The 25,304-nt window shown below is 34.3% G+C and carries 25 protein-coding genes and 1 tRNA gene; 14 read left to right on the top strand and 12 right to left on the bottom strand.

Annotated features, from left to right (window positions below):
- The 11 genes from ACQVD9_RS04415 to ACQVD9_RS04365 all read right to left on the bottom strand — a co-directional run bounded on the left by ACQVD9_RS04415 (nucleotide 1) and on the right by ACQVD9_RS04365 (nucleotide 16,392).
- Nucleotides 1-9,795, bottom strand: a complete 9,795-nt coding sequence (locus ACQVD9_RS04415) for an LPD38 domain-containing protein (protein WP_264747650.1) — start codon at nucleotides 9,793-9,795, stop codon at nucleotides 1-3.
- Nucleotides 9,796-9,918: 123 nt separating this feature from the next.
- Nucleotides 9,919-10,560 (bottom strand): DUF2726 domain-containing protein, encoded by a 642-nt coding sequence (locus ACQVD9_RS04410; protein WP_264747649.1) that lies wholly within the window; start codon nucleotides 10,558-10,560, stop codon nucleotides 9,919-9,921.
- Between the two features lie 184 nt (nucleotides 10,561-10,744).
- Nucleotides 10,745-11,806, bottom strand: a complete 1,062-nt coding sequence (locus tag ACQVD9_RS04405; RefSeq protein ID WP_264747648.1) for a hypothetical protein — start codon at nucleotides 11,804-11,806, stop codon at nucleotides 10,745-10,747.
- Complete coding sequence (locus ACQVD9_RS04400) at nucleotides 11,793-12,071, bottom strand: hypothetical protein (RefSeq protein WP_264747647.1); 279 nt, start codon at nucleotides 12,069-12,071, stop codon at nucleotides 11,793-11,795. Before ACQVD9_RS04400 ends, ACQVD9_RS04405 begins: the two co-directional genes overlap by 14 nt.
- 63 nt (nucleotides 12,072-12,134) lie before the next feature.
- Entirely contained in the window at nucleotides 12,135-12,713 is a 579-nt protein-coding gene (locus ACQVD9_RS04395; RefSeq protein ID WP_264747646.1) for a hypothetical protein, read from the bottom strand.
- A 33-nt stretch (nucleotides 12,714-12,746) separates the two neighbouring features.
- The gene (locus ACQVD9_RS04390) at nucleotides 12,747-13,034 is read right to left on the bottom strand and encodes a hypothetical protein (protein WP_264747645.1); all 288 of its coding nucleotides are present in this window, start codon (nucleotides 13,032-13,034) and stop codon (nucleotides 12,747-12,749) included.
- Between the two features lie 9 nt (nucleotides 13,035-13,043).
- Nucleotides 13,044-13,445 carry a Ref family protein gene (locus ACQVD9_RS04385; RefSeq protein WP_264747644.1) on the bottom strand — a complete coding sequence of 134 codons (402 nt, stop codon included), beginning with the start codon at nucleotides 13,443-13,445 and terminating at the stop codon, nucleotides 13,044-13,046.
- Nucleotides 13,442-13,900 (bottom strand): recombination protein NinB, encoded by a 459-nt coding sequence (locus tag ACQVD9_RS04380; RefSeq protein WP_264747643.1) that lies wholly within the window; start codon nucleotides 13,898-13,900, stop codon nucleotides 13,442-13,444. The genes ACQVD9_RS04385 and ACQVD9_RS04380 overlap by 4 nt, the downstream gene beginning before the upstream one ends.
- A 4-nt stretch (nucleotides 13,901-13,904) precedes the next feature.
- Complete coding sequence (dnaB, locus tag ACQVD9_RS04375; protein WP_264747642.1) at nucleotides 13,905-15,284, bottom strand: replicative DNA helicase; 1,380 nt, start codon at nucleotides 15,282-15,284, stop codon at nucleotides 13,905-13,907.
- Entirely contained in the window at nucleotides 15,277-16,128 is an 852-nt protein-coding gene (locus ACQVD9_RS04370) for a hypothetical protein (RefSeq protein WP_264747641.1), read from the bottom strand. Before ACQVD9_RS04370 ends, dnaB begins: the two co-directional genes overlap by 8 nt.
- A gap of 51 nt (nucleotides 16,129-16,179) precedes the next feature.
- Entirely contained in the window at nucleotides 16,180-16,392 is a 213-nt protein-coding gene (locus ACQVD9_RS04365; RefSeq protein WP_264747640.1) for a helix-turn-helix transcriptional regulator, read from the bottom strand.
- 320 nt (nucleotides 16,393-16,712) lie between these two features.
- On the opposite strand from ACQVD9_RS04365, the gene ACQVD9_RS04360 reads away from it, so the two are divergent.
- The 7 genes from ACQVD9_RS04360 (at nucleotide 16,713) to ACQVD9_RS04330 (ending at nucleotide 20,917) form a co-directional block, all read left to right on the top strand.
- Nucleotides 16,713-17,405 carry a helix-turn-helix domain-containing protein gene (locus ACQVD9_RS04360; protein WP_201091137.1) on the top strand — a complete coding sequence of 231 codons (693 nt, stop codon included), beginning with the start codon at nucleotides 16,713-16,715 and terminating at the stop codon, nucleotides 17,403-17,405.
- A 268-nt stretch (nucleotides 17,406-17,673) separates the two neighbouring features.
- A complete protein-coding gene (locus ACQVD9_RS04355) occupies nucleotides 17,674-17,937 on the top strand; it encodes a hypothetical protein (RefSeq protein ID WP_201091139.1) in 264 nt (87 codons plus the stop codon).
- Nucleotides 17,938-17,946: 9 nt separating this feature from the next.
- The gene (locus tag ACQVD9_RS04350; protein WP_201091141.1) at nucleotides 17,947-18,177 is read left to right on the top strand and encodes a hypothetical protein; all 231 of its coding nucleotides are present in this window, start codon (nucleotides 17,947-17,949) and stop codon (nucleotides 18,175-18,177) included.
- Between the two features lie 130 nt (nucleotides 18,178-18,307).
- The gene (locus tag ACQVD9_RS04345) at nucleotides 18,308-18,832 is read left to right on the top strand and encodes a hypothetical protein (RefSeq protein ID WP_264747639.1); all 525 of its coding nucleotides are present in this window, start codon (nucleotides 18,308-18,310) and stop codon (nucleotides 18,830-18,832) included.
- Nucleotides 18,819-19,442 (top strand): lambda exonuclease family protein, encoded by a 624-nt coding sequence (locus ACQVD9_RS04340; protein WP_264747638.1) that lies wholly within the window; start codon nucleotides 18,819-18,821, stop codon nucleotides 19,440-19,442. The genes ACQVD9_RS04345 and ACQVD9_RS04340 overlap by 14 nt, the downstream gene beginning before the upstream one ends.
- A 130-nt stretch (nucleotides 19,443-19,572) precedes the next feature.
- On the top strand, nucleotides 19,573-19,833 hold the full coding sequence (locus ACQVD9_RS04335; RefSeq protein ID WP_264747637.1) for a DUF4224 domain-containing protein: 261 nt from the start codon (nucleotides 19,573-19,575) through the stop codon (nucleotides 19,831-19,833).
- 16 nt (nucleotides 19,834-19,849) lie between these two features.
- Nucleotides 19,850-20,917, top strand: coding sequence for a tyrosine-type recombinase/integrase (locus tag ACQVD9_RS04330; RefSeq protein ID WP_264747636.1), 1,068 nt, complete (start codon nucleotides 19,850-19,852; stop codon nucleotides 20,915-20,917).
- 100 nt (nucleotides 20,918-21,017) lie between these two features.
- Here ACQVD9_RS04330 and ACQVD9_RS04325 read toward each other — a convergent pair.
- Nucleotides 21,018-21,108 (bottom strand) — tRNA-Ser (locus ACQVD9_RS04325).
- A gap of 197 nt (nucleotides 21,109-21,305) precedes the next feature.
- Here ACQVD9_RS04325 and ACQVD9_RS04320 point away from each other — a divergent pair.
- The 7 genes from ACQVD9_RS04320 to galU all read left to right on the top strand — a co-directional run bounded on the left by ACQVD9_RS04320 (nucleotide 21,306) and on the right by galU (nucleotide 25,301).
- A complete protein-coding gene (locus ACQVD9_RS04320) occupies nucleotides 21,306-21,980 on the top strand; it encodes a Bax inhibitor-1 family protein (protein ID WP_264747851.1) in 675 nt (224 codons plus the stop codon).
- 53 nt (nucleotides 21,981-22,033) lie between these two features.
- Nucleotides 22,034-22,429: a sulfurtransferase complex subunit TusD gene (tusD, locus tag ACQVD9_RS04315; RefSeq protein WP_264747635.1), complete on the top strand. Its 396-nt coding sequence runs from the start codon at nucleotides 22,034-22,036 to the stop codon at nucleotides 22,427-22,429.
- The gene (gene tusC, locus ACQVD9_RS04310) at nucleotides 22,429-22,788 is read left to right on the top strand and encodes a sulfurtransferase complex subunit TusC (RefSeq protein ID WP_264747634.1); all 360 of its coding nucleotides are present in this window, start codon (nucleotides 22,429-22,431) and stop codon (nucleotides 22,786-22,788) included. The genes tusD and tusC overlap by 1 nt, the downstream gene beginning before the upstream one ends.
- A complete protein-coding gene (gene tusB, locus ACQVD9_RS04305) occupies nucleotides 22,788-23,084 on the top strand; it encodes a sulfurtransferase complex subunit TusB (RefSeq protein ID WP_264747633.1) in 297 nt (98 codons plus the stop codon). The genes tusC and tusB overlap by 1 nt, the downstream gene beginning before the upstream one ends.
- Complete coding sequence (locus tag ACQVD9_RS04300; protein WP_264747632.1) at nucleotides 23,081-23,413, top strand: TusE/DsrC/DsvC family sulfur relay protein; 333 nt, start codon at nucleotides 23,081-23,083, stop codon at nucleotides 23,411-23,413. The genes tusB and ACQVD9_RS04300 overlap by 4 nt, the downstream gene beginning before the upstream one ends.
- Nucleotides 23,410-24,399 (top strand): glycosyl transferase family protein, encoded by a 990-nt coding sequence (locus ACQVD9_RS04295; RefSeq protein ID WP_264747631.1) that lies wholly within the window; start codon nucleotides 23,410-23,412, stop codon nucleotides 24,397-24,399. Before ACQVD9_RS04300 ends, ACQVD9_RS04295 begins: the two co-directional genes overlap by 4 nt.
- A gap of 68 nt (nucleotides 24,400-24,467) precedes the next feature.
- Nucleotides 24,468-25,301, top strand: a complete 834-nt coding sequence (gene galU, locus ACQVD9_RS04290) for a UTP--glucose-1-phosphate uridylyltransferase GalU (RefSeq protein ID WP_264747630.1) — start codon at nucleotides 24,468-24,470, stop codon at nucleotides 25,299-25,301.
- Nucleotides 25,302-25,304 lie beyond the last annotated feature (3 nt).

The raw sequence follows: 25,304 nt of genomic DNA, 5'->3' as shown, positions 1-25,304 counted from the left end.
TTACAAATATCCTCTTGCCCTTGCCATTTTATCTACAGATTCAGCCAACTTATTACGTCTTTTTTGTAGTATCTCGATACGCTCATTTTTCATACTGGCAGTTAATTGTTTATTAGCTCTAATCACATTTATTTGCTGTGAATATTTATCTATCCTAGTTTTGGCATTATTATATAACTGACGTGATTTTAATCTATTATCCTGCGCTAACTCTTTGGCATACTCTAGCTCACCATTTTTGCGAGCATTTGATAGAGAAGCATAGACTTGATCTATTTTTTGTTGCGAGTCATAGAACCTCGTCAAATATTTACTACCTGCACCTACTTCAGCATTTTTAATAAAATCTCCTATCATAAATAGATTATTAACTTTGCTTAAATCTCGATTAGGATTACTAGGTAAATCTACTAAAGGTCTAGCGGCTAGATCAGTAATATTTAACACCTGTAAACCAAGCCAACCAAAATAACCACGCACAAGATACTCTATACGCTGTGGTGAAATATTTAATACCTTTCCTGCTGCTATAGCCCCTGCACTGGTGGTTGCTGTATAACGGTTTTTAGCTGCAAGTCGTTGTTGCCCCATATTATCTATAGGTGAACCAAGGAAAGAATTATAATTATTAGTTGCTTCTAAAGCTGGTTTTATTAATTGTGGCATAGGATTCATAGCTAGTTGATCAGCCAGTAAAGTAGTCAATGATCCTGCAAAATCTTTAGTCGTGTAATCATTGCCAGCTAGCGCAAATTCTAAACCACGTTCAACTACTGTGCCTAATGCGCCAATTTCAAATGGTTTAGGAATATATAACGCTTTATCAGCTAGCTTCACATACCAGTAATTATCCCGTACCCAGTCTGGCAGTTGTTTATAATCATCGTCATCTTTTTGTAGTAAATACAGTAATGAAGAAGCTAGAGCGACAGCCCCTGTTACCATAGCAAACCGTTTAGGATCATTTTTAGCTGCCCGCCCCAGTTTATACATTCCTTGTAAACGTGCATTAAAAAAAGGGACTACTTGACTGAGAAAACGAATAGAAGCCCATTTGCCATGTGCTGTAAAGTTCATTAAATCACGTGCTTCAAAGCTTGCTTGTAAATGACTTTTTCCTGCTGCTATGGCTTGCTGATAGATAGCTGCCCGATTAACAGTTTCTGCTCTGTCTCCGACTTCCTTATACCAATTACATGCTTCAAATAGAGCATGTTCTACTTTGGAGCGAGTATTTAATATCTGTCCTTCTTTGATACTAAGTTCTTTCATTAGTTTACGTAGTTGATAACCTTGGTTGCCATCATTCATAGAGCCAAAGCGAATAGCACCACCACCAGCCATTAGATGATTTAAGGTATTAGTACCTATTTTAGAAGCATTAAAACCATCTATTACATTACTGATAGGATTATATTTTAGGTTAGCTACTGCGGTAGCCTGTAACGTATCTCTGATTAAATTTCTTAATCTAAAGGTAGGCGAGATTGTAACACCAACAGTTAAAGCTTTTTTAAAGCTACCCATGATATTAATCAGAGGATTATTCCAACCTTTGTGATTAATCATATTCAGCGCATCAAATACCAAAGGATCATTTACTTGGTAATATTCTTGTTGCCCCTCTTCCATCACCCAAACAATATTTTGGCCTCCTTTACGGTAACCATTGGTGGATTGGTTGATATACTCACCTGCACCTATTTTATCTAACTTATCAGCAATCCCTAGATTAACCGCAGATTTAAGAGAGGTAACACCAGCTTGATTTTTCATGGAAGCAGTCAATAGGTGTGACCAGTTAGAGACAATATTAACTAATAGATCACCCAGTGCCTTAGTACCGCCTTTAAGTTTTTTAAATGCTTTCTGCCCTACTAGTTTATTGACATTGCCTATACTGAAATTAGTATCTTCATCAGCAATACGATAAAAAGGTAAGTAAAAACCACTTTCCCACGTTTTACGGTTTTCGCCATCTATTAGCCCTGATTGTTCGGCAATATCCAACACTGCTTTGTTGTAGGCCATGAATTGTTTTCTAACTTGATTATATACCTTTGCCCTGCTTCGACCATCAGTCATAGTACCATCACTTAATTTTTTAAGCTCTTGTATATCACTATCTGTAAATAGGTTTTCTCGATCCTGTTGTTTTAATCGTTCTGCTCGATTAGCTGCCATCCAGCTTAACCATTCGTTAAGTTCATTGGTTTCGCCTGAATTTAGTTCTGATAAAATACCAAATAATCCTCGCCCATCTGAATCTATATCTAATGCACCTTGGCTAAGTTTAGGTTTACCAAAGCGCAATAAAGCTTCTACTGCTCCCTCTGTGCCTTTTGACAGATGAGCTTGCATATAAGCAGTTTCACTTAATTCTTTTAGTGGTGCAAAGGAGTCAAACACACCCTGAATAAATTTTTTACCTAGGTTTTCAGTTATGCCTTCAATTTTATTTTTAATGCTTTCATGCTGGAACATAGCAAACTTATTTTTCATAATGCTACGTTGAGCTGGTGAAAGACGATCCGCTAAAGGCTGTGATCTATCAATTTTATTATCTAACCAACTAAGGCCACTATCAATAAATTGGCTGAGACGTGAATATTGTTGATTATTATCGCCAATAGATACCTTTCTGCCATTTTCTACAAAACGCCTCGCATTACCTAATAAAGAAGCTATATCATTAGTAGACCAATTAATAGGTAAACCTAATTTTCTTGAGAAGTTTCTAAAAGCAGCCACTAATTTATTCCAAAAAGACATATTTTGAATATCATCTGTAGTTGCCATATCAGCAAGCACTTCTTCAGTAGCTAATAATTTACTATAGCCATACTGTTTTGATAGTTGATCTGCTTGTTGTTTAACTGCTGGATTAGTATTGTAGATATTATTTAAAATTGGATTTAGGCTATTACCAAATAAACCACGTAGCCCATAGTGACCTAATATCTCATGTTCTACCACAAAGGACGCATGTTTAGTCGATTCGATATTATCAGCAATTAAATAGACTGTGCCATTATGTTGAATACCACTGGCATCATCGGCATTATCTTTGTTTATTTTATGACGGATCGCTTCAGGTAAATCTTCTATAGACTGAACAATGGTAGTAGCAGGTACATTTTTCCAATGTTTGGTAGTATTATTAATAAATGATCGTAAAGTTACTGCATTGCTCCCCTGGTTAATTCCTTTTCGTGAATACTGCTGATCTAAATGTAAGTTACCATTTTCATCTAAATACTCTTCACGAATAAAGAAACCACCCTCTTTCTGGAAAGTATATTTATCAATTGCTTTTGCTTGCTCCTTGCTGATATTAGCTATAATACCTTTGATGACTTTACCTCTAGCTGTTGTATGTTCAACAATTAAAGGTTTACCATTACCAGCTAAGTTAATCACTAGTTTACTGTCAGACTCTTTATTATTACTAATAATAAAGTTATTATTTTCGTCTAAATAATTTTCACGAATAAAATAGCCATTTGATTTTTTAATTGCGTAAGGGTCAATTGCTTGTGCTTGGATTTTAGTCAACTTAGCAATAACACCTTTTAGCACCTTACCATATTTAGTGGTATGTTCGGCAAAAATAGGATTATTATCTTCGTCAAACTTTACCACCGACCTAGTATCCACAGTGTCAATAGTTGCTAGCTCTTGTTGTTTTGCTTTTTCAAAGGCGGCTAACTTCTGTTGTTTTTTAAGTTCTTTTTCTTGTTCTTTTCTGGCTTCAGCTTCTTCCTTATTTTCTCTAGTGCGTTTGAGAATGTCGATATGTTCTATTCGATCAAATAATTCATTGATGGTTTTAGTTCTTGTTAAATCAATATTGGTAGTACCTTGATCTAAAGTATTATTATCAATGATTAAAACTTGTGTCATCACACCAGTACCAGCTTTTTCAAAAGTGATACTAGGTAATAGTATTTTTGCCACAATATTAATATTACTGGCTTCTTTGGATTCTAAAAAGTTATCAAAACGTTTATCAAATTGTCCAATTGGCACAATTGCTACAACACGACCATTAGGTTTTAAATGATGGATAGCTTTTTGTAAATGTTCCATTGCCGTTTTACCCCCTGCGCCATAGGGAGGATTCATAACAATAGCATCGTATTTATTAACTATATTATGGTTTTCAAAACGGTCATTGATTATTGTTGCATCAGCATTACTTAAACCAATTCTTTGCGATAAATTATAACTAGGCTCAATCGCTGTAATTTTTGCCCCTTCAGGTATAAAACGAGCAATTGCGCCATGACCAGCCGAAGGCTCTAATGCTTTGTCGCCTCGAACAATATCAGCCCATTCAGTTACCTTAAAACCAACAGGTTCAGGCGTGGCATAGTAATCTAAACCTTCTCTTTGATCTCTTCGTTTGGCATTTTTCTGTTGTCCATAATAGTATGTTTTGGCTGCCTCGAAAGGACTAATCGCACTAGATTTAGCAAGCTGTTGATCATACTCTTTACCACCAGTTCCATCTAAATCACTAACTTCTATATCTGAGGCATTGGCATAGGCATCTAAGAAGGATTTTTTTAAAGCTCTGGCTTCTCTACCTAATGCAAGATTTTCTGCTGTACCTGATCTTTCTGCTACCTTGTGGGTAAACGCGCTAGATTCCCAACCAGTACCTGTTGTAAAGTACCTAAAAATTGCATCAGATGCTTGGCCTGTACGGTAAATACGTCCTTCTATTTGAGTAGCTTTAACGGGTCTTGTAGGCATACCCAAGTTAATAAGTACACGTTTATGTAGGCTAGTAGTATCATGCATACTAGAGCCTTCACGGGCAGCATCAGATTGTGCTATTAGTAAATCATAGCCTGAATTATCATCATTAAACTTTGCTAAATTTGTTTTACGCTGTTTTTTTGTCAACGTACCATTGACAAATAGCACCTTGTCAAAATCTCTACTAAATCTATCAATAGGTGATATCAAATCAGAAAAATCAGCTTTAAATTCTGGCCTTGCTAGAATTGCCGCTATTTTTTTTCTATGACTACCATCTTTAATACGGCTTAACATCAGTTCATAGGGATTCCAAGCACCTCCCTTGTTAAAGTCATGAAATACTACAACCTTTCGACCTAATGCTAAATTTTGCTTGATATAATCAACAGCATGTTTAGCTTTGATAGCTTCCAACAAGTACATTCTTTCATGGTGTGGAAATAAATCATATAAGCTAGGTATATTTCTTAAAGTTTTATCTTTTTGTTGAGCTTCAGATATTGCTGCAAAAGCTAAATCTAGTTTTGTACCTGCTGCATCTTCTGTATAGAAGAATTTACGATCATAATCATAAGGAATATCTAAGCGTCTACCTGATAAAGCTCCACTAGTCTGTAACTTTTCATTAAATTGTTGTTCCATTAACTCATTATTAACATTACCATCTGGTCTTGTTAATTTGTTGTAGCGCATCCTATAGCCAAAGTTTTCCATGAAAAATCTTTCTCTGGCATTACCTGAATTATAACCACCTGTATCAGAGTCTGGTATAGTTGAATAATCGAACAAATAACCTTCGGCATAGTCAACACTTTTTACATAAGAGAAAGGTGTTGCTGAGAGCATTACTACTTTTGACTTCGGTCTTTTATCAAAAATGGCATTAGCTTCTTCTTCTTTTAATCGCCATTTCTTATGCAAGTTATCTATTTTATTTCTGAATCCTTCGATAGCTACCTTGTCTTTTTCAGAATCTAATTTTTCTATTTTGTCATATAGTTTATCAACATTATCACTATACTCTTTGTATTCGGTATCAAAATAGGATTCGGCAAAAAAGTGTTTGCCTCTCTTATGTCCAGTAATAAGTCTAAGTTTATTTAGATAATTGGTATTACCTCCGTTTTCTTCACTAGATAAGTAGTGGCTTTCATCAGCAACAATTAAGTCATTAGTTCGCTTAGTAATAGCATCATTTAAACCAAAATTGGCATAAGTTGTAACTACTACCCCTTCACCACCACTATCAGTAATACCCGTTAGTTGTCTAGCAGAAACATCTAATTTATTTTTTAGAAAATCTAACCAATCACCAGCAATGCTATTATTAGGCACTACTATAATAATGTTATTTTTACCAGCACTAACAAAACGTCTAACTACCCCTGATCCTGTACCTGTTTTACCAGTACCAGTACCATTGGTAAACATCATTCCATTTTTTTTATCTTTATAAAAACGTTTCTCAGCTTTGTAAACATCGTCTATTTGAGCATCGAAAAGAACAGGTAATGCTTTTTCTATATTATCTTTATCAGCAAAATTAGTTGTTATTGTTTTATTAGCTTCTAATTGCCTTGCATATAAGGCTTCTGCATCTCGCTGTCTACTATCTTCAATAATTTCTGTTGTTCTTGCTGACTCAACATCTTGTCGTAGGTCGCTATCGCTATTAACTCTGCTTTGCTCGCTATCTCTGGTAGTGGACTCCGTAGTTCTACTTGCTGGGTTTTCTCGATATATTCTGCTATCGTTAGGCTCTCCATTAGTAATGGCATCAGTGTTTGGTAACTGGTTATCACTGATTGGCTGTCTGGATACTCTCTCTCCAACTGGTTCGCTTGCTGTTCCAGTGCTTTGTCTAGTTCCTGTTGATTCATCTGAAATAGTTTCTTGTACAGTGGTGTTTCCAACTCCACTGTTTTCGCTATCTCGTTCCATAGATATGCTGGCATCTGATACATCTATATTTCCCTCTCTAAGGTCTTGGGCAAACCGCATAATGTGTGGTTTAATACCTGTTCCAAAATTATCTAATATTGCCCTAATAAAGTCACGTAAGTTTTTACCTGCACTCTGAAAATCCTTTAACATAGCGACAAAGTGTGGCTTTGCTTTAGTATACGTTTCCTCATCAAAAGATAAACCACTATTTAACCTACCTTTACCACCAAATAATTCTACTAATCCTTTTACAGCATTTTTACCAGCACTAGTTAGGTCAACACCAATATCTTTAGCAATACGCGAGGCTGTTCTATCAACAGACTGCTTATTATTAGTATCTGATCTTTCTGCTTTGGATACTGTACGTTTAGTGGTAGTTTGTTTTTTCTTAACACGTTGTTTACGTTCTTTGAGTGGCTTGTCTGTTTCTACTGCTTTAGTTTCACTGGCTATTTCATCAAATAAAGTACTAAGATCACTTTCTGATATATTAACTAACTCATCTGTTAAGTTAATTTTTTGTTCACTGGAAGAATTATTTTTACTCTCAGGTATTTTTTTTACTTTATTAGTTTTTTTTGTATTGTCGTTAATGGTAAGTACTTGTTGACTATTAGCAGCAGCAATATCAATATCTCTATTAGACCCAGTTAATTTAAAGTTATTAAGATCATTATCTGCTTGTTGTTTTTGTTGCTGCTGCTTTGTTTCATTAGCTAATTTTTGCTCTTTAGCTAATCTAGCTTCTAGCTCCTGCCTAAGTGTTTGTTCAGTCTGTTGCTGTAGATTAAAGTTAGTTATTTCTTGTTGGTTGCTAGTTGTTCTTTCAACTTCTGAAGTTGTTGTTCCTTCAGTTTGATTAGCTCGCTGATCGTATTGCCGTAACTGGTCGTTAATGCTGGTTGAATCGGCTTCTGTGACTGGTTCACCTTCGAGGATGGTTGCTTGTCTTTGGAGTTCATTGAGTTGTTCCTCTAGTTGCATAAAGTAGTTGCTGGCATTTTCATCATAGAAACGTGCCTGTTGTTCTGCTTCTGCGCCATACTGTTCACGTATGATACTATATTCTTCTTCTCGTAGCGCATTATCTTGTTCTAGCTTATTTAATAGGTCTTGCTCATACTGCTGTAAATAAGCCATTTCAGAGTTAAGGGCATAATGTTTTTTTCTACCTGCTAGCTCATCTGCTATTGCTTGTTGAAGCCATCTAACACCATCATCATTATTTATTGTATTAGAGGGTATATAACCTTCATCAGCTAATCTTCTGGCAACATCATCTATACTAGCACCATTTTTATTACTCCAGAGATAGCCAACACCTACTATAGATTTATTACCTACTGTGTCACCTGTAGTATCTAATTTATAATCAGGTGAAATACCCCCTAATTTGATGATAGCATCGGTAAGAGTATCTTTTTCAGGATTGATTTTACGTCTTTTAAGCTGTTTTTGCTTTTTGTCATATTGAGCTTGGTAGTTTTTTAGTTCTGCTTCAGTTAATAAGTTATCATTAGTAGGCAGTTGATTAGGCTGCACCATTTTCTCTTGATTAACTTGATTAATCGCTTTAACCGCTTGAATATAGTTACTTCCTGTATATTCCATTAGTTGTTTTGTACTAATATTGTCATACTGCCGAGCAATATCTTTTAATTGGTTTAAAGTTACTTCTTTCGGTTTACTATTTGGCTCATACTGTTTTGGAAGATTAAAATGTTGATCTAGTTGTGAAGTAACTTGATTAGTAGGGGGCAATAATTGATTAATTTCACTCGTTGGAGTAGTGGAATATTGATTGGTTACATTATCTACTACGGGAGATTGCAAATTTTGTTGTTGTCCAAGTCCACCAGCCAATAAAGCTTTGGTAATTGTACCGCTAGGTTTACTAGGTTCTGGCATACCGTAGAAATCAGCTTGTTTATTTAAACCTTCGATAACAGGATCATACTGATTAGATAAGTTAGGATTAAAATTAGCTGACTGTGGATTATTAGGGTTATCAAAACCTATCTGTGCTGGAGGTGGTGGTTGATAGTCTGTACCCTGATAAATAATATCTGGTGCAGGTTGTAATCCTTCATAGCCTAGTTTTGGTGTTGCATCATAGCCTAACTTTAATAGTTCTTTACTGGTAGTAGGTGATTGTTGTTCTGGTCTACTATTTCTACTATGCGCTAAGTTTGCACCTGCCCCCATAAAACCACCTGCTAATAAACCTGTGGCTGCGGCTTCAGGTACACCTTCTAATAGTGGTTTATCTTGAGCATAATTTTGCCACATTTGTTCCGTAGCTGATTGAGGTAGTTCTTGAAATGCACCTTCGGAGATAGCACCTTTAATAATATTACTAAAGGTCTTTTTGCTTAGTCCTTTGGGTAACTGACTACCACCAGCTAATAACGTTTGTGGATCTAAAATACCTGTTTTTTGTGCTAATCGACCACCACCATAACCTATTAGACCTGTAGTTAAACCTGAAGCAGCAGAAGCTAAAGATTGCTTACCTGTTAATAAGTTATCTGGATTTTCTTGCCTAATTTGTTCTGCTGTTTGTCCTGCGCCTACTAAACCTTCACCTATTGTACCTCTAGCAACAGGATTATTGGCTAATATCCCTGCTTTACCTAATAACCTTGCATAAGCACCACCACCTAACATAGAGGGTGCAGATTCCAGAACTGTACCTACAAGAGTAGAAGGATTTTTTAACATAGCCGTAGCTGTATCAATAAATCCATCTGCTTTTTCTACTTCTTGATTAGCTTGCTGCCTTGCCGCAGAATAATTATTACTCAGTAAATCCTTAGTACGTTTAGGATCATAACCTACATAATCTTGTAATAATTTCCCTACTCTACCTCCTGTGGCTAAATTACCCAGTCCGACTACAGCTTCACCTGTATCGACCACACCTTTAGCTAAATCTAAACTGGCATCACCAACACGGCCTAATATACTTGAGTTATTTTCTTGAGTTGGCGTTAAATCAATATTATACCGTTGAGCAAACTCTTCAACGGTTGGTTTTCTCTTTTTTTGATTCCCAATAGGTAATAAATCATAATTTGCCATAACTAAACCTGCTAATCTTATTTAAATAGCAAGTTATGTCCCTTTTGGGTGTTGTCAATTATTTTTATATTTTATAGTCAATAAAATCACTTGATATGATTTATAATTATGTATTCGCTGTGATCACTTCACTACATGAATACTTTGTTCCGCGACAGGTATTTCGATAACCTTATTATTTGTCATTTTGCTTTCAATTGCTCTTCTTACAATATATTTAATATCATCATTAGTATGATCAGGAGTAATTTCAATATATCCAACTCCTGCTTTACGTAAAGCTTCTTTTTTTATTGCGTCTCTCAGAGCAGCACTACTTTGATAGTGACCTTCTCCCTGATATTCAACAGCTAAAATAGGATTACCAGCACCATCAATAATTAATACATCAACACGTTTAGTATTTATACAACTATAAGCATAACTAGTTTCACTAGACAAAACTTCCCCTAGACTTACTTGGGCAAATACTCTGTAATATTTAAATTCTTTGATTACTTCTTTTTCAATTATGTTAAAAACCCTATATTCTTTACGCCCCATGATTTTTTGAGCAGAAAACGCTATTTTCTCATCAGAGACTATTTTTAACTGATCTCGAGGATCACTAATATCAAGGTAAGAACTAGAACGCTGATTTAACTGTTCTCTTACAGGAGGATTCCACTTATTTTTTCTTGAGTATTTTTTATTGTGTGGTCTAAAAAAATCTTTTAAGCCTAAAACAATACCTAATGCGATAATTATTGATAAGATGGTAAGCATTTAATCTCCCTATAAACAACAAAAACAGCCAAAATATATTTTTTACTATTTGTTATTGTCTTTATAATGAATTTTTTAACTATCTGTAATTCTATTCGTCATGCTAATGTATAACAAAACATAAAAAACTCATGGTATTAGTTAGTTAAACTCAATATAAAAATAATTGCTTTTTATTATGTGATTAAGTACCACTTATTAATTGTTTATGTATTTCCTCTTTTGATTTACCTGTACGCTTCGCTATTTCATTAATATAATCTTCTGTATTAGCACTTGCCCAATCAATATTACTAACTTCCTGCCCTGTACTTGGATCAGTCACAATGACTCTTTGTTTCTTACTACCATCTGGCAGTTCATCAGTAACCACATTGACTGCATTTCTTTGAGCTTTCTGTGCACCACTAGCTAATAAGTTTCTAGTTTGTAATGCTGCTAATCGTTGCTGTGGTGTTGCATTGAAATCTGCTAATAATCTTTCTAAACTACCTACTCGTTCTGCTGCTTCGATATTAGACCCTAATAATCTTCTGCTTAAAGAATCATTTTGTAACTGGCTATTATCTAAAGCAGCTTGTTTATTGATTTGCCAATTGTCCTTACCTTGGCTATTGAGGCGATCTATAGTTTTCTTATTGGCTCTGTCAGCTTTTCTACGTTGATAATAACCACCTGTTGTAGAATCTTCGATAACAGTTGATTGTGTTCCAGCATTATAAGCAGGAATTTGTGTAGCTGCTGATTGTAAAATATCTCTAACGCTAGGGGAGTTTTGCCTTATAGAAGGAATAATACCTAAACCACTTGCGTCTTGATTAGGTGCATTACTATAGGTAGGAACACCATTTATTAATTGTTTAGTAACACCTTGTATACTAGTAGGTTCACCATTTTGTACAGAAGAAGAGGCTGTTCTTGGTATAGGACTAACAGCATTTTTACCTAGTGCTTCAAAATCAGATAGTTGCCTTGTGGAAGATGACTGAACAGGTGGGATTGATGCTATTTCAGTACCAATCCTACTAGCAGAAGGATAATTGTTTGTATAAGGATTCATACCTAATAATTTTCGGAATGAGCCTCTTAATCCATCTGCTTGATAAGCATAATTTTTAGCTTCATTATTCCATTGTTGTAATTGCTCTGGACTAGGTTTTGGTAGATTAGCTGATTGATTTAATAATTGCCTAGTTAAACCTTGATTATTTCGTCTCTGTAGTAAAAGATCATCAGATAAGGCCACTGGCGACCTCCTTTAATCTCTCTTCTACTTCTGTTGAATAACTATATATTCCTGTAGTATCTTTTTTTTCTTTTAATTTAGCTAAAAAACTCTCAAGTCCATTGATAATATTGTTATTAATATTACCACCAAATTCTATATAAACTTTTTCACCATCTATTACTGAACACAGAAAAAACTCTAAATCTTTATCATTTAAACAAATTTCTGCATTCTGTGCTGCCTCTAGTGCAAAGGCAAAAGCTGTACCGTGTTTAGTTGCCATAATCCTACCTATCATAAATGAATAATAGATAAAACTATGTCCCTTTATAGCCTTGTCAAGTATTTATTGCCATTTTGCTTGATCAAAGCTATCTATAATTTCCTGAGTCAACAAATCATATAAGTCTTCATTACCATCTGTTAAAAGCAATTCTTTTGGTTTCTCTTTTCTTTTCATAGAATTATTGTTAGTAGAGTTAGTATTTTTCCTTTTTCCATCACCAAAAATATCATCAAACATATTAGAAAAATCATGTTTATTCTTTTCATCATCTGGAAAAAGAATAATATATTGATCATTTTTCTTAGTTAGTTTCATCGTAAAATCAAAGCGGACTTTTTCCTTTGATTCTTTACTTTCATCCAAATAAAGTCTAAAAGTAAAGCCTACAGCATCCTCTCTTTCGTAAGTAGGTATCCATCCATTATAAAAACGCCCTTCACTTAATCCTCCATAACGTAAATATTTACGTGGCCTTTCTTCATCATCCACAACTGCTATAAATTCTTCATCTTTAATACCAAGATGATCTGCAAAACCTTCATAAATCTCTATTACTTTATTACGGAACTTATCCCAATAGTCCTGTTTAGATTGATTATATGCTTTATATGCAGACCGAAGTGTTGCCATATCAACCATACTGTGTACCTATTAAATTTAAAAATAGGAATATTATATACTAAATAGAGTTAGCTGATGAAAGTAGCAACAAGGTGCATTTTTTTTATACTTATACCTTTTCTTTTTTTGTTTAGATAACTTGAACTTAAATAATTGGAATTGTTTTGGCAGTAGATCATCTTCATTTAGATTGAGTGCCTTACACCAACCAGAGCCACGCTGAACACGTTTTTTAACGGTTTCCCAAGATACCCCTTTTCTATCTGCCCATTCAATAGCTGGTTTTACAATGCCATTGTATTCAACAGGTTCATATTTTGAACACCAAAAAGCTGCCATGAACAACACCTACTTGCATATTTTTTGATCTTTAAGAGAAATTAAAATATCAGTTGAAAACTTCCCTTTTATACTGTCTAAAAGAGTTAATATATTTTCAGGAATATCAACACCTCTCTTTTTTAATAGTGTTATACAATCCACTATTAGCTGATATTGATTCCCGTATTTTTGTTCAAATTGTTTTTTATAGGGATGAATGGCTATGGCTGTACCATTATCTTGATGATGTCCTGCACATAACGGTAAAACTAGCCAGTGAGCATTTTTCTTAGTACGCCCTTCGATATGGTGAATAGAGCAATAATTATTAAATTTACCTTCTTTAATACAGGCAATACAGCCAACAAATTGAGCAAGATTGTCCCAATAGCGTTTTTGGCTATCTGTTACTGAGCGTCCTTGTATCATATATTTCTTTTTCCATAGATAGCGTTCATTAAGTCTTGCGGATGAGGAAGTAATAAACCAAAACTAGCACAGTAAGCATCTAGCATTTCTAAATATTTGGTCATTTTTTTGGTATTAAATTTACTGGTTCTAGTACGTTCTTGAATAGATACAGTTTCTCCATTAGGTAGAGTTATTTCTTTATTAACTGTAGGGCATAACCTTTCGACCATTGTTTCATGCCAATCAAAGGCTGAAGCGGTAATACCTGAATGATCGAACATAAACTTTTGTATTTCATTATTCCAAAGCCACAAAAGTCTATTTTGTGCAGCTGTTCTGCTATTTTTCTGATCTTCAATGATTATTTTCTTAGGTATGGTTAAATCCAATGCAGTAAAGAAATTAATAAAACTATTTTTATCAAATTCATTTTTAATGGTGAGTTCTTTTTTCTCCATTGCTTTACAATTCATCGTTTTATCTCCTTTTCCTGTATCTATCAGAAAAGCTATTATCATTGGTATCTTCTGGGTCTGGCTGCCAACCTTTAACCAGTAGATCAAAGCGACTCATAGTTCCATTAAATGCCATAAATACGGTGGTCACTTCACCATCTCGATATTTGCCTAAAATTGCTTCTGCAATTCCCTTGTAACGGCTATTTTCTTTGTTATACACTTCGTCTCGATAGAGAAAGATGATGACATCAGCATCTTGCTCAATTGCACCTGACTCTCTTAAGTCACTTAATATGGGACGTTTATTAGCTCTTTGTTCTAGTTGTCTATTGAGTTGTGAAAGTAAAACCACAGGAATATTGAGTTCACGAGCAAGTAACTTACATTGACGTGACATTTCACTGACTTCTGTTACTCGATTTTCATTTTTCCCTGTTCCCTGCATCAGTTGTAAATAGTCAACCACTAATAAATCTAGGCCATACTTTAATTTATGCCTACGGGCAATTGAGCGTAATTGCATAATATTGATATTTGGCCTATCTGCCATATATAATTTCGAGTTTGCAATTAGGTTACTGGCTGAAGCCAGTTGTGAAGCGTAGTTACAAGCAGCCTGACCAGTTTTTAGCTCAGTTAATGGAATACTACCAACAGAGGCTAATGCCCTATCCATTAACTTGCCATTGGTCATTTCAAGACTAACAATAAGCGTAGATTTATTTGCATGGATGGCATTATGGGTAGCTATGTTCATGGCTAATACTGTCTTACCCATCGATGGCCTTGCAGCAATCACTATTAGCTCTCCAGCTTTTAATCCCATTAGCTTATCATCTAGGTCACTTAGTCCTGTTGATAAACCATCAATTTGCCCACCTAAATCAAAACGTCTTTGTAGTTCTTCCACATGATCTCTCATTACGTCGCTAGCATGGACTACATCATGTGAAGTGGTGGATGAATCTAGCGATAATGCTTTGCTTTGAATAAGACTAATCTTATCTGGTAGGTCTTGTTTAGATAGTGCTATCTCTCTTGCTACCAGTCCTAATTTTTCTATTTCTCGACAGACTGAACGTTCTCTGACAATATCAGCATATAACTTAGCATTAACAACACTGGGTGTATTTTTAGCAATTTCAACTAAATAAATTAATGGATTAGTTACTTCACCATTAGAGAATCTAAGTAACTCTATAGTTTCTGCAACACTAATTACATCAATTTGAATATTTTTTTTATAAAGATTTAATATAGCTCGGTAGATTTCACTATGTTCTGAATAATAAAAATCTTCTGCCACTAGATCAGTTGAAATAATATCAATTAGTTCAGGTCGTAATAGCAATGCCCCTATGACACTTTGCTCTGCCTCTCTACTAAATAACTCAGACATATTTACCTTCAACTACTTTGACAAAATTATTAGGACTAATTAACCACTCAAAATCTGCCTTAAATGATTTACTCCTCTCTTTAGGGATGGAATTACCTAGTAAGAATTGAGATTTTCTAACAAATTTAAAATAATCCTCCCAAAATGCTAAACTTTGGTGGTTTTTATGTTCTCGCCAACGAGCATTTAGATAGCGTTTTCGCTTCTCAGTAAGAATGGCTACCCTTGGTAGTTCTGGCAGTATTTCTTCATAGAGTTCTACAATTTTTTGATAAGGGCAATTTGGCGTATTTTGTTTTTTATTTTTAGGTTGAATAGTATTAGGTATATTTTCTTCTGAACAATCATCATCAAGTTGGGCGATTTTTTTATCGTCAACAAATACTGATTTATCAGTATTAAAAATATCTGTTGTATTCTCTGATGTATTCTCTGTATATAACGAACTGCCCAATGAGTTATTGCCGAAATTACCAATAGGATTTTCCCCAAATGCCGTTTGGGAATATGGCGAGTTTTCAATAGTGTTTTCTAAAAGTTCATTAACACGATCGAGATTTATCTTATAATAGATTCTATGTTCTAATCGTTTATTTGTCTCACTTAGTACACCTAATGCTATTAATTGTTTTCTAGCCGTTAGTTGTTCTTTATAGGTAAGCCCTGTTTCCTCTGTAATTTCTTCGGTAGTTTTATAAATACCTAATTCTGAATGAGCTTTATCATGCCAATAAAAAAATTGGCAGAATAAAACTGTAGCTGTCACACTTTTAAATTGCTTTACTAAATTAGGATAATAAGCAACAGGCCGACCAAGCTGCCTTAATACATCAGTTGCTTTCATTTACTGCCCCATAATCAAAATGATATGAATCTGCTCTAAATCTTGTCTTTTTTATACTATTTCTTCTGGTGGAAACACATCATCAAAACAACAATCAATGCCTAACTTATTTAGTGTAGAGATTATTTTTCTAGCATCGGGAATACTGGGTGTCCTTTTTCGTTTTTCATAATGACTGATAGTTGACTGGCAAAAACCTGCTTTATGTCCAAACGCTTTTTGGGAAAGCTTTAAACGTTTTCTATATTTTGTAAGGGGTGACATTCCAATTCCTTCCAATAAAAAATATTACATATCGAAATGATTTTTAACGATTATCTTGTACCTATTGCAAAAACAAGTACACGTTGTAATACTATTAAAAAGAATGACTGGAAAATACTTGCTGGAGCAAAAATCAATAAGCTAGGAATTTTTCAATATAATCTAGCTGAAGAAAAAATTACTCTTGATAAAAATCACACATAGATATAACCCTAGTTATACAATCAATATCATCAACTACATTTTTAAGTTAATTGTATAGATGCATCATAATCATTAATGTACTTTCACTACATATAAATAAATGTAATAATGTATAAATGAAGAAATCGGAACTCATAAGAGAACAATTCTCAAAAAGATTAAAACAAGCCCTTGCTCAAAATGGTAAAGATGGTTGGGGTAGTGGTACTTTTTTAAAAAATATTACTGGAGTCACCCAAAAAGCTGCTAATAACTGGTTGAATGGTGAATCTATACCTAATAAAGAAAAAATAACTCTTATATCAAAAGCATTAGGTATCTCAAGTGCATGGTTAGAATATGGAGAAGATGAAACTAGCCATTTTTCTACTAGTCTTTCAGGTTTTAAAAATATAAAGTCTGAAATGATCGAAGTATTCTATTATCCAGTTATAGAATGGAATGATATAGAAAATTTTTTAGATGGGCATTTATCTCAAAGTAAATTAAAAAAAACCGTATCTACAAAAAAGATAGAACAAGGTTTCTGGCTCGAAGTTAAAGATGATCTTATGAGTAATCCCAGTCTACCATCCTTTCCAAAAGGTTCATTAATTCTTGTCGATAAAAATTATAATCAATTAGAAAATGGAAAATTTTTATTAATTCAACTATTAAATGGTGATAAAATTTTTAGACAAATTGTAAAAAACTCAAATAACACTTATTTAAAGACATTAAATGAAAAATATTTACCTGTTTTAATTAAGGATGATGATGGTAAAGTTTTAGGAAAAATCACTGATTTATATATACAAATATTAGATTAATAATATACCTTTATAAATAAATTCATTGAGACTCATCGTCTTTGCTTATTGGTAATGTGATATCACTCTTTTTCTCAACTACACTCAAATATATTGTTCTTCGTTAGTGAATCCATAAATTAAAAAACAATAATTTATTATTTAATTCATATAGATATAAATAAAATGTATTAATAATACATAATAATATGTAGTTTTTCTTTACAAATATGTATTTTAACTTCATAATTATTTCAACAAATGAAATAATCTATTGAGGATTCCTAAAATGCTCAGTCAAGTTCAAGAATTATTAGAAAACAGAACATGTAATAACTTAATTATTCCTACTAATTATGCATTAGATGCTGCTGCGGAAGCTATCAACGGTTTAGTTGGAAATAACCTTACTGCTGATATTGATCTTTATGCAGCAATTGAACGTAAAGACTGGAATGAAGTTAGTCGCATTTATCAAACAGTTTTTAGACCACACCTTAAAAAATTTGCAGAAGAAACAATTTTAAAAGTACTTGGTAAACAAGCTGCTTAGGAGAACATCATGTTTGATTTAGTTAAAGCTGCTGAAATTTCTGTATTACAAGCAAAGGTAGTACAACAAGAACCGAGGTTACAACCCTATTTTGAATATGGTTTTGGCTCTGTATCTGCATCCATTAAAAACTCAAAAGGTCATGTGTTAATGAACCTTTATGTTTCTGAAGATACAGAAAATGCCCAAAGGGAAATAGATCACTATCACCAAAAATTATTACTTATGTTAATGCCATGATTTTATTTCTAAAAAGTCAGGTTAAAAAATTGTAGTTTTTTTACTATCCGCTTAATACAGAAGGTTTGTAAGCCTCTCCCATTAGCAACAGTGGTATTAAGCAAAATGAATACTAGCAGAGGTATTGAGAATGTCATCGAACAATCAACCAAGTAAAACACATTTTAGAAAGGCTTTTAAGTCACCGTACTTAAGCAGTGCCGATATAGTTGAACCCATTGTACTCACTATTAAGTATGTGGTACTGGAGTTAGACAAGACCAAGAAAACAAAAGAAGCGTTTAATACGGCTTATTTTGTAGAAAAAGAAATTAGAGTAGGTGAACCATTAAAACCTATGATTTTAAATGTCTCTAATAGTAAGGTTATGAGACAACTCACTGGCTCTTCATTTTTAGAAGATTGGCAAGATGTAAAAGTTACTATCTATGTTGATAGTAATGTTAAATTTGGTCGTGATACGGTAGAAGGTTTAAGGATTTCACCCTTTAGCTCTGAAAAGGTAAGGTTATTACCTGAGCATACAGTTCAATGGGAAAATGCTAAAAAATCCTATAAGAAAAATGGCAATTTAGACAAAGTGCTTGCTAAAGTCAGTATGTCTCAAGAACACCAAGCTCAACTAATTGAGGAGTGTAGCTATGAAATGGCATAACATTCAGCAAAATAGTGAAGCTTGGGAGCAGGTCAGACTAGGAAAAGTCACTGCCTCTAATTTTGGCCATATCATGGCCAATGATGGTGGTGCATTTGGTGATACAGCAAAGAAATATGCTTTACAAGTAGCTTTAGAGTTAGCTACAGGTCAAAAAGCAGAACATAGCTTTAGTAATAGACACATGGAAAGAGGCCATGAACAAGAACCAGTAGCAAGGATGCTTTACGAAAATACCTATTTTGTTGATGTGACTAATGGTGGCTTTTTTGATCATAGCGATTATGGTGACTCACCTGATGGGCTGGTTGATGACGATGGTGTAATCGAAATTAAAAGTGTAATTGCTTCAACTCATTATGCCACTCTTAAAAGAAAATCCTTTGATCCTACCTATAGATGGCAATTGATAGGCCACTTAGATTGTACCAATAGAGATTGGGTAGACTTTATAAGTTATTGCTCTGATTTTCCAGAAGATTCAAGGTTATTTGTTTACCGACTTAATAGAAGTGATTATTTAGAGGATATAGAAAGATTGAGAGAAAGACGATCACAGTTTATTAAGTTAGTACAGGATGTTTTACGCAATATTCGGAGTAACTACTAGCACAATACCTCTTTAGTTGGAAATCGAATTACGTATGACCGATAAAATTAATTACTGGTTTAGTTGTAGAACTTTCTCTACTAAGTCAGTAATTAAAAAAGTAATTTAATTCTTAGTAAAGAGGGGCTAGATGACTGAATCACAAGAGGAAAAAGGCGGTAAATCAATATTTGTTAGCAAAGAACTTTTAGAAGAATTAACTGGATATAAAGCACCATACAAACAAATAGAGTGGCTTACTCGCAAAAACTACCCTTTTGAAGTTAATGGTGCTAACCATCCAAAGCTTTTAATGGAAGTAATGTTCAGTAAGTTAGGCTCACCATCCACTAAAACGATTGAAGATGAACCTAAACAAAAATGGAAACTAGATTTAAGTAAATTGACTTAAGGCCATTGTATAGTATATGAGAAAGAAAAAACCTGAAAATAGGGACTTACCTCCTCATATGTTTAGACGAAACAGATTGCTTAAAAATGGCAAAATGTGGATTGGTTATTATTATGACTGTCGAAAAAATGGGAAACGGAAAGAAATCCCTTTAGGTACTGATCTTGATAAAGCAAAAATAAAATGGGCTGAACTTGAAATGACAGAGGCTCCCAAAGATATTAAAACTTTAGGCTATGTATTTGACAGATATGAAAATGAAATTATACCTAGTAAAGCACCTAAAACCCAAAGTGACAACAGGGATTCATTAAGACAACTAAGAAAAGTATTTGATGATGCACCAATTGATGAAATAACCTCCCATCATATAGCGCAGTACCGTGACGCAAGGACTGCCAAAGTAAGAGCTAATAGAGAAATGTCTTTGCTTTCCCATATTTATAATATAGCTAAAGAATGGGGGTATGTAACATATAATCCTGTTACTGGTGTACGTAAAAATAAAGAAAAACTAAGAGATTACTATGCCGATGATGAAGTATTTCTTGCAGTATATAAACATGCTCCTCAAGAACTAAAAGATGCGATGATGATTGCCTATTTTACTGGTCAGCGTCCAGCAGATGCTATAAAAATCAGGTTATCACATATTACGGAAGATCATTTATTTATAGGACAAAATAAAACAACTCACAAATTAAGAATCAAGCTTAACAATGAAACTGGACGTACTGGTTTAGGATTACTTATTGATGATATTTTGAAAAGAAAAAATGATAGTTCTCCCTACTTAATTACTATTAAAGACAGAGGCATGACCTACTCAATGCGAAGGTATAGATTCGAAAATGCCAGAAACACAGCTATCAACGAAGCTCTAGCGAATAATGATGAAGAGTTTGCAAAGCATATTAAAGAGTTCCAATTTAAAGATTTACGTCCCAAAGCAGCTAGTGATATGAATAATATTGAATTAGCCAGTAAGCTACTAGGCCATACAAAAGAGGAAATTACTAAGAAGATTTATATTAGGGTTGGTCAAGAAGTAGAGCCAGTAAATAGAGGCATTAGTAACAAATAATTGCGGAAACTCGTTAAATAATTGCGGAAATGATTTGTTTTTTTCATACAGTTATTTAAAAACAAAAAAGCCCTGTATCTATTGTGATACAGGGCATATCTGGCGGAAGCGCAGAGATTCGAACTCTGGGAGGGCGTTAACCCTCGCCGGTTTTCAAGACCGGTGCTTTAAACCAACTCAGCCACACTTCCGTTTCGGACGCATATAATACCCGATTGTTACAGTCTGTCAAATATTATCTGTTGTTTTTTTTTGATAAATGTATATTATCTAACTTATTAAAATTACAAATTACTACTTAACTTAACAATTACTACTGGATTCACAATATTTAGGAGCTGTATTTATGAATGATCGTTATAAGTCTCACGAGCCAACTACTTACACAATGGCTAGTGATAATTATGTGATGGAACATGCCAGTCAACTTTTAGTAAGCAAGGTTTTACGTAATACATATGCCCTACTAGCACTAACTTTAACTTTTTCTGCTATTTGTTGCTTAATCGCTATGGCTGCCAATTTTAGACAATTAAATATTTTTGTCTTTTTTGCAGGTGCATGGGGCTTAATGTTTTTAACTACAAAATTAAGAAACTCTATTTGGGGTTTAGCCAGTCTTTTTGCTTTCACTGGTTTTATGGGGTTTTCAATAGCACCAGCTATTAATTATTACTTATACCTTCCTAATGGTGCCAACATAGTATTTACTGCTTTTGCTCTAACTGCTTTTGCTTTCTTTGGTCTTTCTGCTTTTGTATTGATTACACGTAAAGACATGAGCTTTTTGGGCAATTTTATAGTAGTAGGTGCATTTATAATACTTGGCGCTATTGCTCTATTTTTTATAGCACCACTTTTTGGTTACTATATTCCAGGGCTATCCTTAGCTATTAGTGCAGGTATTATTTTAATTTCTGCTGCTGGTATTTTATGGAAAACCAGTGCCATCGTTCATGGGGGAGAAACTAACTATATTATGGCTACTATGTCATTATTTATGGATATCTATTTTATGTTTGTTCATTTATTGAATATTTTAGGTATTGCTTCTAACGACTAATACTCCCTTTAGCTCAAAAAGCCCGCTTTGCGGGCTTTTTTATATAAGTACTTATGAAATTTACTATTGCTATCTACTCTCCACCACAAAGCTCTGCCTCTAGAAGAGCATTACACTTTTCTCAAACTGTATTGCAAACAGGCCATACTATTGAGCGTTTATTTTTTTACCAGCAAGGCGTTTATAATGCTGTTAGTAGTATAGTAACGCCTCAGGATGAATTTGATATTCGCTTAGCATGGCAAACCTTTATTGAGGAAAATAATTTAGATGCTGTTGTCTGTATTGCAGCTGCATTACGTCGTGGCCAATTAGATACAACGGAAGCAAAACGTTATCAAAAAACAGCTATTACTATCTCGCCACCTTGGCAATTATCAGGATTAGGGCAATTGCATGAAGCCATCCAGAATAGTGATCGTTTTGTTTGCTTTGGGGGTAATGCTTAATGGCTAAGTCGATGTTAATCATTTGTAAACAGGGTCCTTGGAGCAATATTTCTGTTAGGGAAACACTAGATTTGGCTTTAGCGGGTGGTGCTTTTGAATTACCTATTAGCTTACTCTTTCTAGAAGATGGCGTTTTTCAATTAGTAGCGAATCAACAAGCTAAAACTATTCAGCAAAAAGATATATCCGCTAACTTACAAGCGCTGCCATTGTTTGGTATTGATGAGTTATTAGTAGCCGAACAGAGCCTACAGCAACGAAGCTTAACCACAGAGCAATTGATTTTACCAACCAAGCTTATACCACAACAGCAATTAGCTCATTTATTAACTCAATATGATGTAGTGGTAACTAGCTAATGAGTACATTACATTTATTTAATGAAAGTCCTTTCACAGGCAATCAATTTGAACAAGCTTTAGCTTTTGTTAGCCCAGCAGATGCTGTTTTATTAACAGGTGATGCCGTTTATGCTTTACTAGCCAATACCGCCCCTCTTAAATTGCTACGAGAGTCAACTATTATTATTTATGCTTTAGATGAAGATATTGTGACTAGAGCAGTGCAAATTGGCTTAGATAATGTCAAAATAATCAATTATCAACAATTTGTAGAGCTATGTACTCAATATTTAAAAGTTGTTAGTTGGCTATGATAATAACCGTTGAGCAGAAACCGATTGAATTAGATGATGAAGGCTATCTTGTTAATTTACAAGATTGGTCTACTGTTGTTGCTGAAAAATTAGCAGAGCTAGAATCTATTACATTAACTGAACCACATTGGCAAATTATTAATTTGTTACGCCAATTTTATCAACAGTATGAACTTTCTCCTGCTAATCGGCCACTAATCAAATATTTAAGCCAACATTTAGATAAAGAACAAGCCAATAGCTTACAACTCAATTTACTATTTAAAGGAAGCCCTGCTAAGCTTGCTGCTAAGTTAGCAGGCTTACCAAAACCGACTAATTGCCTATGAATCAGACTATCACACCCACAAAATCTATTACTGAACATCCATTTGCTGAATATATTCGTATTTTGGGTAAAGGCCAAAATGGCTCTCGCCACTTAACCTTTGCTGAAGCTGAAACAGTTATGAATATGATTCTAGAAAATAAAGTAGAAGATGTTCAACTAGGTGCTTTCTTATTATTACTACGCTATCAACAAGAAACTTTTGAAGAGTTAGCAGGCTTCGCAAAAGCAGTACGTGCCCATACGCAAGCTCCTAAAATATCTGTAGATATTGATTGGCCAAGCTATGCAGGTAAGAAAAGACATTACCCTTGGTATTTATTAGCGGCCAAACTATTAGCCAAACAAGGTGTTTCTATACTGTTACATGGTGCAGGACAACACACCAGTGATCGTTTTTATACAGAACAATTTTTACCCGTTTTAAACATCAATGATTGCAAAGATTGGCAACAAGTAGAACGATCGTTAAAAGATCAACATATTGCTTTTATTGGCTTACAACATTTTTCACCCAAACTACAACAAATTATTGAGTTAAGGCCTTTACTCGGTGTGCGCTCACCTATCCATTCACTGGTTCGTTTATTAAACCCTTTACAGGCACGTTGTAGTTTACAAAGTATTTTTCACCCTAACTATCAAGCGATTCATCAGCAAGCTAGTCAATTATTGGGTGATAACACTATTATCATTAAAGGTGAAGGTGGTGAAAACGAGGTGAGAGCAGATAATAATTGTGTGCTATTAGGAACAAGCAATGGTTCCTTATGGCAAGAAACTTGGCCTGCCTTAACTGAACAACGATTATTAAAACCAAGCGAAATCAATCCAGATCATCTTATTGCGGTGTGGCAAAAAAAGGTGAAAGATGAATACGCAGATTTAGCAATACCTGCTACTATAGCGCTCGCTTTTAGAGGGCTAGGCATGACCAGAGAACAGGCGCTAACAGAAGCCAATCAGCTATGGCAACTACATCATTAGTTATCAGGCTCACTTGCCCATATTAAAAAATATTAAGATTTTATAGATAATGTGTTAATGGAGTTATTATGATCACCAAATGTCTTTTCCCTGCTGCTGGATACGGAACACGTTTTTTACCTGTTACCAAAGCCATGCCAAAGGAAATGTTGCCTATTGTTAATAAGCCACTTATTCAATACGCAGTAGAAGAGGCAAAAAATGCAGGCTTAAAAAACATGGCTATTGTAACAGGCCGTGGCAAAAGAGCCTTAGAAGATCATTTTGATATCAGTTATGAATTAGAAAGCCAAATTGCTGGTTCATCTAAAGAACATTTATTAAACAGTATTCGTGATTTAATCACTCATTGTACATTCTCTTACACACGCCAAGTTGAAATGAAAGGCTTAGGCCATGCCATTTTAACGGGTAAACAATTGATTGGTGATGAAGCTTTTGCTGTCGTACTAGCCGATGACCTTTGCCTTAATTTAGAAGGTGATGGTGTATTAGCTCAGATGGTTAAATTATATAAACAATTCCGTTGCTCTATTGTGGCTGTAGAAGAAGTACCTAAAGCAGAAATAAGCCGCTATGGTGTTATTGAGGGTAATATGATTACAGAAGGTTTATATACCGTCACTAATATGGTTGAAAAACCAGCACCAGAAGAAGCACCTTCTAATCTTGCGATTATTGGTCGTTATATTTTAACCCCTGATATCTTTGATATTTTAGAAAACACACCACCTGGTAAAAATGGTGAAATACAAATTACGGATGCATTATTAACCCAAGCTAAAAACGGTTGTGTAATTGCCTATAAATTCCAAGGTCGTCGTTTTGATTGTGGTAGTGCAGAGGGCTTTGTTGAAGCTACTAACTTTTGTTATGAAAACATTTACAAGAACGAAATTTAAGGA

The sequence above is a fragment of the Entomomonas sp. E7T21 genome, from assembly GCF_058693955.1.
The sequence above is the reverse complement of the archived record's forward strand: the minus strand, read 5'-3'. Positions and strand labels throughout refer to the sequence as shown.

Excerpts from the sequence above, each read along its gene's own strand:
- ACQVD9_RS04395 (WP_264747646.1), bottom strand. The coding sequence starts at position 12,713 with ATGGTTGATATGGCAACACTTCGGTCTGCATATAAAGCATATAATCAA.
- tusB (WP_264747633.1), top strand. The coding sequence starts at position 22,788 with ATGAGTACATTACATTTATTTAATGAAAGTCCTTTCACAGGCAATCAA.
- ACQVD9_RS04295 (WP_264747631.1), top strand. The coding sequence starts at position 23,410 with ATGAATCAGACTATCACACCCACAAAATCTATTACTGAACATCCATTT.
- ACQVD9_RS04390 (WP_264747645.1), bottom strand. The coding sequence starts at position 13,034 with ATGGCAGCTTTTTGGTGTTCAAAATATGAACCTGTTGAATACAATGGC.
- tusC (WP_264747634.1), top strand. The coding sequence starts at position 22,429 with ATGGCTAAGTCGATGTTAATCATTTGTAAACAGGGTCCTTGGAGCAAT.
- ACQVD9_RS04410 (WP_264747649.1), bottom strand. The coding sequence starts at position 10,560 with ATGCTTACCATCTTATCAATAATTATCGCATTAGGTATTGTTTTAGGC.
- dnaB (WP_264747642.1), bottom strand. The coding sequence starts at position 15,284 with ATGTCTGAGTTATTTAGTAGAGAGGCAGAGCAAAGTGTCATAGGGGCA.
- tusD (WP_264747635.1), top strand. The coding sequence starts at position 22,034 with ATGAAATTTACTATTGCTATCTACTCTCCACCACAAAGCTCTGCCTCT.
- ACQVD9_RS04370 (WP_264747641.1), bottom strand. The coding sequence starts at position 16,128 with ATGAAAGCAACTGATGTATTAAGGCAGCTTGGTCGGCCTGTTGCTTAT.
- ACQVD9_RS04320 (WP_264747851.1), top strand. The coding sequence starts at position 21,306 with ATGGCTAGTGATAATTATGTGATGGAACATGCCAGTCAACTTTTAGTA.
- ACQVD9_RS04380 (WP_264747643.1), bottom strand. The coding sequence starts at position 13,900 with ATGAATTGTAAAGCAATGGAGAAAAAAGAACTCACCATTAAAAATGAA.
- ACQVD9_RS04365 (WP_264747640.1), bottom strand. The coding sequence starts at position 16,392 with ATGTCACCCCTTACAAAATATAGAAAACGTTTAAAGCTTTCCCAAAAA.
- ACQVD9_RS04350 (WP_201091141.1), top strand. The coding sequence starts at position 17,947 with ATGTTTGATTTAGTTAAAGCTGCTGAAATTTCTGTATTACAAGCAAAG.
- ACQVD9_RS04400 (WP_264747647.1), bottom strand. The coding sequence starts at position 12,071 with ATGGCAACTAAACACGGTACAGCTTTTGCCTTTGCACTAGAGGCAGCA.
- ACQVD9_RS04385 (WP_264747644.1), bottom strand. The coding sequence starts at position 13,445 with ATGATACAAGGACGCTCAGTAACAGATAGCCAAAAACGCTATTGGGAC.
- ACQVD9_RS04335 (WP_264747637.1), top strand. The coding sequence starts at position 19,573 with ATGACTGAATCACAAGAGGAAAAAGGCGGTAAATCAATATTTGTTAGC.
- ACQVD9_RS04330 (WP_264747636.1), top strand. The coding sequence starts at position 19,850 with ATGAGAAAGAAAAAACCTGAAAATAGGGACTTACCTCCTCATATGTTT.
- ACQVD9_RS04300 (WP_264747632.1), top strand. The coding sequence starts at position 23,081 with ATGATAATAACCGTTGAGCAGAAACCGATTGAATTAGATGATGAAGGC.
- ACQVD9_RS04340 (WP_264747638.1), top strand. The coding sequence starts at position 18,819 with ATGAAATGGCATAACATTCAGCAAAATAGTGAAGCTTGGGAGCAGGTC.
- galU (WP_264747630.1), top strand. The coding sequence starts at position 24,468 with ATGATCACCAAATGTCTTTTCCCTGCTGCTGGATACGGAACACGTTTT.
- ACQVD9_RS04360 (WP_201091137.1), top strand. The coding sequence starts at position 16,713 with ATGAAGAAATCGGAACTCATAAGAGAACAATTCTCAAAAAGATTAAAA.
- ACQVD9_RS04415 (WP_264747650.1), bottom strand. The coding sequence starts at position 9,795 with ATGGCAAATTATGATTTATTACCTATTGGGAATCAAAAAAAGAGAAAA.
- ACQVD9_RS04345 (WP_264747639.1), top strand. The coding sequence starts at position 18,308 with ATGTCATCGAACAATCAACCAAGTAAAACACATTTTAGAAAGGCTTTT.
- ACQVD9_RS04355 (WP_201091139.1), top strand. The coding sequence starts at position 17,674 with ATGCTCAGTCAAGTTCAAGAATTATTAGAAAACAGAACATGTAATAAC.